The sequence below is a fragment of the bacterium genome, assembly GCA_024228115.1.
GTDB lineage: Bacteria > Myxococcota_A > UBA9160 > UBA9160 > UBA6930.
In genome coordinates, this window is the sequence record JAAETT010000091.1 from 1 (window position 1) to 7278 (window position 7278).

General features: G+C 66.7%; 4 protein-coding genes. All 4 read left to right on the forward strand.

The annotated features are described in order from the left end of the window. Positions 1 to 148: 148 nt before the first annotated feature. The gene (locus tag GY937_04945; GenBank protein MCP5056058.1) at positions 149 to 1804 is read left to right on the forward strand and encodes a mechanosensitive ion channel; all 1656 of its coding nucleotides are present in this window, start codon (positions 149 to 151) and stop codon (positions 1802 to 1804) included. A gap of 468 nt (positions 1805 to 2272) precedes the next feature. Further along, positions 2273 to 2767: a DUF4136 domain-containing protein gene (locus tag GY937_04950; GenBank protein MCP5056059.1), complete on the forward strand. Its 495-nt coding sequence runs from the start codon at positions 2273 to 2275 to the stop codon at positions 2765 to 2767. Positions 2768 to 3287: 520 nt separating this feature from the next. After that, a complete protein-coding gene (locus tag GY937_04955) occupies positions 3288 to 4949 on the forward strand; it encodes a Na/Pi cotransporter family protein (protein MCP5056060.1) in 1662 nt (553 codons plus the stop codon). 212 nt (positions 4950 to 5161) lie between these two features. After that, positions 5162 to 6952, forward strand: a complete 1791-nt coding sequence (locus tag GY937_04960) for an SLC13 family permease (protein MCP5056061.1) — start codon at positions 5162 to 5164, stop codon at positions 6950 to 6952. Positions 6953 to 7278: the final 326 nt, after the last annotated feature.

Here is a 7278-nt window from a genome sequence, read left to right on the forward strand (position 1 = left end):
AGGTGACAGTCTGTGCGGTAGTATCCGGCTTCATGAAGGGGCCCTTGTTGAGGGGAAACGCGTGTCGCAACACGTTTCTACCGCAACTGGGGCCTTCTTCAATTCAGGAACGCGACTTCTTCATGAATTATTCGGGCTAGCGAGCCGGGTGGCCGAGCTGCGCCGGCAGGTGGCGCTGCTGCGCTTCGGCAACGCCGAGCTGCACCAGACGGTCGCCGAGAAGGAAGAAGCCTTCGCACACGATGTGCTGACGCTCCTCAAGTCGGGTCTTGAGATCTCCAGCGCGGGGCTCGAGGCCGTGCTGTCGCCTCTCCGGGAACGGGAGGCCGCGCTGCGCCGCCAGCTCGAGGCCAACCGCATCGAGACGCGGGCTGCCGAGGACGGACTGGACCGGCTCCAACGCCGGCTCGAGACCGTTGCGGAGAAGAGCTCGGCCCAGCTGGTCGATCTGGATGCCCGCAGCACCGCACTCCAGGTGCTGCGCCAACGCGCACTGGTGCTGGAGGACCAGCTCGGACGCGAGGAGCTGAAGCGTCGCCAATGGGAGCAGCGTGCGCGGATCCTCTCCGGAGAGGCCGGCCTCGGCGAGGCCCGCTCCTGGCTCGTCGAGGTTCGTGGTGTGGCCCGCGATCTCGCCGGGTCGCGCTCCTCCGTCGAGGCGCGCATCGCCGACACCCGCAAGGAGCTCGAGATCGCGGTCGCAGTAGGGTCCGGCCGCATCCAAGCACCGGGTGCCGTTCCACGGAACTGGAAGGAGCGCGAGCGCCAGCTCCGTCGCCTCGAGGAACTCTACCAGGGGGAGCTCGGGAGCATCACGGAGCTCGAGTCCTTCGTCGCCCGCGTGCTCATCGATCTCGAGGGCCGCCTCTCGGTGCTGAGCTTCGCCGAGCAGATGGATCGTGTGGCCGAGAACGCGGAAGGGATCTGGAACACCGAGCTGACCTCGGTGGACGACCAGCCCATCACCGTGGGCAAGGTCGCACGCGCCTTGCTGCTCTTCGTGCTGGGCTTCCTCGTTTCCCGCCTCCTGAGCCGCATGGCGGGGCGCCTCTTCTCGCGGCGCCGCCACATCGATTCAGGCGCCGCGGTCGCAGCGCAGGGCCTCACCTTCTACCTCCTCCTGGTCGTCTTCTTCCTGATCGCCCTGGACATGGTGAACATCCCGCTCACTGCGTTCACGATCGCGGGTGGTGCGCTCGCCCTCGGTGTCGGCCTGGGCGCGCAGAACATCATCAACAACTTCATCAGCGGCTTGATCCTGCTCGTAGAGCGACCGATCAAGGTGGGCGACATCTGCGAGGTGGACGCGACCCGCGGGATGGTGGAGCACATCGGCCCCCGGAGCACCCGCGTCCGCACCTTCGACAACATCCACATCATCGTCCCGAACAGCGCGTTCCTCGAGAAGAACGTGATCAACTGGACGCTCTCCGACAACATCGTGCGAGCGAGCGTGGACGTGGGCGTGGTCTACGGCTCTTCCACGGAAGACGTCGTTCGCGTCATCGAGGAGGTGCTCGAAGAGATCGACGACGTCCTCGATTCTCCGAAGCCCCAGGTGCTGTTCATGGAGTTCGGGGACAACGCCCTCCAGTTCCGCGCCTACTTCTGGATCCGTGTCAGTGAGATGCTGAGCCGCATCCGGATCGCGAGCGACGTGCGTTTCGGGATCGATCGTGTCTTTCGCGAGGCCGGCCTCACCATTGCGTTCCCCCAGCGCGACGTGCATCTCGACGCGACCGAGCCGATCGAGGTACGCATGCTGCCCGCGGACCCGGAGAACGCGAACCGCCCGCGGGAATAGCGGCACCTGGACACGCGGGCAGGCCCGCGCGACTGACCCGGGCCCAATGGGCTGCGCCCTTGGCGATGAGCCTCGATCTCCCCGGGGTACTTGTTAAGTGATCCCCTTATCGGATATGGAATTCCCTGTTGGAACTCCTATCCCCGGTCGGTGATCCCCGCCGACGACAAGCGCAGAGCCCGTCTGCAGGTCCTCCAGGAACTCAACCAGTCTCTGGCGGCCAGGCTCGAATCCCCACCACCGAATGGCCACGTCTCGCACGACTGGGCCGGCCTGGGCCTCCCTCCCGTGAGGCCTCGCTGCGGACCCCGTAGGAAACCTCGACATCACGTCCCTACTCGGGCGTCTAGCGTGCAGGTCGGCCATCGATCGCTGCGTGGCGTCGAACGACACGCGCTCATCCGGCATCGCCGCTAGGCTCTCTCTCATTCCTCGAAGTCGTGCGCGACCGCGCACGGAGACTCACCGATGTGTCGGTTCCCCGCATTCCTCATCTCCACAGCCCTGCTCTTCTTGGGCTGCGCCTCGTCCGACGTCGGAGTCTCGGTCACGGTCGATCCTCTGGTTCGATTTCCCGAGCAGGCGACCTTCCTCCTCGATCGCGAGCGGAGTTTCGTCCCCAATGACCCTCGGCTCGAGGCGCTCGAGCTCGATGAAGTGCTCGAGAAGACCCTGACGGAGGCCTTCAAGGCACACGGCTACCGACTCGTTTCGCAGCCTCCCGTCGATTACCGGATGGTCTACCGGTCGAGCGTTCAGGAGATCATCGCTGCGGATGCCTCGCGATCGATCGGATCGTTCTGGATCGATCTATTCGACGCGAAGACCGATCGAAAGGTCTGGACGGGTGCGGGGCACGGCCCCCTCTACGTGGGCTTTTCCCGCGAAGAGCGTGAAGCGAACATCCGCGAGCACCTGGATAGGCTCCTCGAGAGCTTCCCGCCGAGCCAGCGCCCGGAATAGATCCGCGCTGCGCCTCCGCGCCGCGCTGACTGAAGCCGAGGGCTCCAACGTCTTGCTCGATGTCGTCTCCACGGCAGCGCCTCCCGGACGCGTGATCTCCCAGGTCAAGAAGCTGGCCACCGGCACCCAGGCCTTCGTCGGCCGAGCCGGCCCAATGGGTTGCGCCCTTGGCGATGAGCCTCGATCTCTCCGGGGGTACTTGTTAAGTGGTCCCCATATCGGACATGGAATCCCCTGTTGGAACTCCTATCCCCAACCTTTGCCGCGTTTTCGACTTCCAGACCGAGCCCGCGCTACGCCTTGAGACAAGAACGGATGGCGCCGGTCCGGGTCCCGCGCCTCCAGGGGCGTGCCTGCTGCCCTATGTTGATAGAGTGGCTAGCGGAGGGATCCCGGCGTGCACATCACATCGCGATTGATCGGAGCGTGTCTCCTGTGGGCCGGTGGCCTCACCGCCGTCGCGGCCTGGGCGGCGGAGCCAGGGGCCGAAGCCGGCGCGCCGGATATCGATTGGCTGAGCATGGGCGCCCAGCTCTTCGGCGGCCTGGCGCTCTTCCTGTTCGGCATGGAGCAGCTTTCGCGCGGACTCAAGGGGGCTGCGGGCGAACAGCTGAAGGACGTGCTCGCCCGGCTCACCCGAAACCGGGTGCTGGGCGCGATCACCGGCGCCTTCGTGACGGCGGTGCTCAACTCGTCCTCGGTGACGACGGTGCTCGTGGTCGGCTTCATCACCGCGGGCGTGATCAGCCTCGGCCAGTCGATCGGCGTGATCCTCGGCGCCAACGTGGGCTCGACCTTCACTGCCCAGATCATCGCCTTCAACGTCACGGCGATCGGCCTGCCCATGGTGGCCCTGGGCTTCCTCTCGATGACCGCCGGCAGCACCGACCGTTCGCGCTACGGCGGCGAGATGCTGATGGGCCTGGGCCTGGTCTTCTTCGGCATGAGCGTCATGAGCGACGGCATGAACCCGCTGCGCAGCTTCGGGCCCTTCCTCGACCTGATGGCCGGGATGGAGCGACCGGCCCTCGGCATCCTGGTGGGGGCGGTCTTCACGGGCTTGGTGCAAAGCTCTGCGGCGACGATGGGGATCGCCATCGTCATGGCCGCCGACGGTCTGATCGGGTTGCCGGCGGGCATTGCGCTGGCCTTCGGCGCCAACATCGGCACCTGTGTCACCGCCGTGCTGGCGGCGATCGGCAAGCCGGTGGAGGCGGTGCGCGCGGCGGCAGCCCACGTGCTCTTCAACATCCTGGGGGTCCTGCTCTGGGTCGCGTTCATCCCCGAGCTGGCCGAGTGGGTGCGGCGCTTCTCCCCGTCGGCGCCCGAGCTCGAGGGTGTGGCCAGGCTGGCGGCGGAGGTGCCGCGCCAGATCGCCAACGCCCACACCTTGTTCAACGTCTTCAACTCGATGGTCTTTCTTCCCTTCACGGCGGTTCTCGCAGCGGTGGTCGTCCGCATCGTGCCCGACCGCGAGGAGCCCGAACGGGTGATCGCCAAGCCGCGCTTCCTCGATCGCGAGCTGCTCGACGTGCCCTCGGTCGCCCTCCAGCAGGTGCGCTTCGAGCTGGGGCACATCGGGGAGACGGTTCGAAGCATGTACTCGGAGATGCTCCCAGCCCTCCAGGAACGCTCTCCCGAGCGCTTCGAAGCGATCACCCAGATGGGCCAGCAGGTCGAGCTGTTGGCCGCCGAGGTGCTGAGCTTCCTGCGCGAGCAGCGAAAGCGCGAGCTGACCGACCGTGAGAGCGAGCAGTTCACCGACCTCATGGGGGCCACGGCCCAGCTCGAGGCCACGGCCAGCGTGATTTCGACCGACATCGTCGCTCTCGGCCAGAAGGTCATGGAGCTCGACCGCCGGGCGAGCGAGACGATGCAGGCGATCCTCGGGGCGATGTACGACGACGTGGGCGAGGCCCTCGGGACCGCCTTGAGCGCGGTCGTTTCGGAGGACGAGCGCGCGGCCCAGGCCGTGCTCGTGGCGCGGGCGGACATTCGCCGCCATCGGGACGAGGCCCTGCGCCACCAGGCGGCTGCGATGGAGCGAGACGATCCCGATACGCGTCTGCGCGTCTTCCGGATCGAGATGGAGGCCGTCGAGATCCTGAAGCGCATCTACGGCAACGCCCGTCACATCGCGCGCACCGTGCTGCCAGCGGAGATCACCGCGTCCAAGGCGTAGCCGGGCGACCCGCCGCTCGTCTCACCGGGGCAAATCCGCTCTTGGCGGGAGGCCCACAGTTCGAACGGAGATGGATGGATGAAGTGTGCACCGAAAGACCACCGTCTGGAAGTCAGACAAAGCACAACCGCCTGTTTCTCAATTGGCTACATCGGGTACGCTGACGGATCAGAACAGCGGGAAGATCACTTCTCCCTCGCCGCGGGCCAGAGATGACCACGACCTTCGTCATCCTGGGCGTCACCATCGTGCTGTTCGTGTGGGGGCGGTGGTCGCCGGACCTGGTCGCACTGCTCTCGCTTCTCGCGCTCGCGCTGTCCGGCGTGATCGATACGAACGACGCGCTGTCAGGGTTCGGCAACCCAACCGTCGTGATGATCGCGGCGCTCTTCGTCGTAGGCGAAGGGCTGTCGCAGACCGGTGTGACCGGCTGGGGAGGCAAGCGGCTCCTCGAGGCGGCGCGGGGCTCCAAGCTCCGGCTGCTCGTCGTCGTCATGGCCGGCACCGCGGGCCTGTCCGCGTTCATCAGCAACACGGGCACGGTCGCGACGCTGTTGCCGGCCGTCGTGGCGGCGGCGTGGACAGTCGGAAGCGTACCGTCCAAGTTCCTCATGCCGCTCGCGTTTGCCGCAAACACCGGCGGTCTGCTCACGCTGACCGGCACGCCGCCCAACATCGTCGTCGCGCAGACGCTCGAGCAGTCGGGGTTACGCCCCTTCAGCTTTTTCGAGTTCGCCTTGATCGGCGGGCCACTGCTGGTCGCGGCCGTCGCCTACATGGCGCTCGTCGGACGCAGGGTCTTGCCGGACCGGTCCGCGGACCAGCGGCCGGTCGACGTCGCCGCCGATCTCGCGGATCTCGCGGCCGCGTACTCGCTGGGGGAGAACCAGTTCCGCCTGCGGGTACGGTCCAAGTCGACCCTCATCGGGAAGACGGCGACGGAGGCGGCGCTGGGCCCGAACTACGGCGCGCCCCTGTTGCGGATCGAGGGGCGCGAGATCGCGCCGGACGTCGTCCTGCAACACGACGACATCCTCGTCGTGCGGGCGCCGTCCGAGACCATCGACCGGCTCATGCACGAGCTCGGCCTCGGCCTGGAACCGCCGACCGACGATCCGGGTGAGTTCGTTTCGAAGGAGATCGGGTTGGCAGAGGTCATCCCGACGCCGCGGTCGGAGTACCTCGGGCGACCGATGGCGGTGGGGCAGATCTCCGAGCGCTTCCCAGTGCATGTGCTGGCGGTGCGGCGGCGCGGCAAGCCGGTCGTCGACGGCAAGGAGATGACGTTGGAGTTCGGCGACTCCCTGCTCGTGCGCGGGACGTGGGAAGCGATCGGAGAGCTGCAGAGCGAGCGGCGCAACTTCGTGGTGGTCGGCACGCCCGAGGCGATGGCGACAGAAGTCACCGGCCTGCGCCCGCGCGCCGGCGTGGCCGTGGCCGCGCTGGCCGGCATGGTCGTGCTGATGGTGTCCGGGATCGTGTCGACCGTGATCGCGGCCTTGATCGCGGCAGCGGCCATGGTCCTGGGCGGTTGCGTGTCGGCGCGCGAGGCCTACCGCTCGATCAGCTGGTCGAGCGTCGTCCTGATCGCGGCGATGATCCCGATGGGCGTGGCGCTGGAGACCACCGGGGGCGCGCGTGTCGTCGCCGAGGGCCTCGTCAACACCCTGGGAGACCTGTCGCCGGTGGCACTCATGGCCGGCGTCTTCCTGCTCACCACCGGCTTCAGCCAGGTGATCAACAACACAGCCACCGCGGTGTTGGTCGCGCCGATCGTGATGCAGGCCGCGGTCAGCCTGGGCGTGTCGCCCCACCCCCTCCTGATGATCGTCGCGGTCAGCGCGTCCACCGCGTTCCTGACACCGATCGGGACGACCACCAACATCCTGGTCTTCTCACCCGGCGGCTACCAATTCACCGATTACTTGAAGGTTGGCCTGCCGCTGATGCTGATCTTCCTCGCAGTGAGCCTCGTACTCGTGCCCCTGATCTGGCCGCTTTGACCCATTTCGCTTTCATCCAATTTTCAGGGCGGCCACCCGCATGGTGGCTGCCCAAGATTCGACCGACGCTGGATGTTCGAGGACGCGCGGGTGAGTCACAGCCCGGCCTGGAAGCCTCGCGAGGCCACGCCCATCAACAATCTCTACAACTGATATGGAGCGACCGGCGTCAAGTCCTTTCGAAAAGATGGAGGAGAGGAGTGGACGGAACGAGATCGCTTCGACGACGAGTCACTCTGATATCCGCGGGTTGCCTGAGGCCGAGCCGCATGACCGTGCTCCGTCGTGAGGGAACGCTCTCTAGAACCGCGCGTCGGGAAGGCTGA

What these genes read in the sequence shown, in the direction of transcription:
- GY937_04955 (MCP5056060.1), top strand. Translation starts at nt 3,288, where the DNA reads ATGGGCGCCCAGCTCTTCGGCGGCCTGGCGCTCTTCCTGTTCGGCATG.
- GY937_04950 (MCP5056059.1), top strand. Translation starts at nt 2,273, where the DNA reads ATGTGTCGGTTCCCCGCATTCCTCATCTCCACAGCCCTGCTCTTCTTG.
- GY937_04960 (MCP5056061.1), top strand. Translation starts at nt 5,162, where the DNA reads ATGACCACGACCTTCGTCATCCTGGGCGTCACCATCGTGCTGTTCGTG.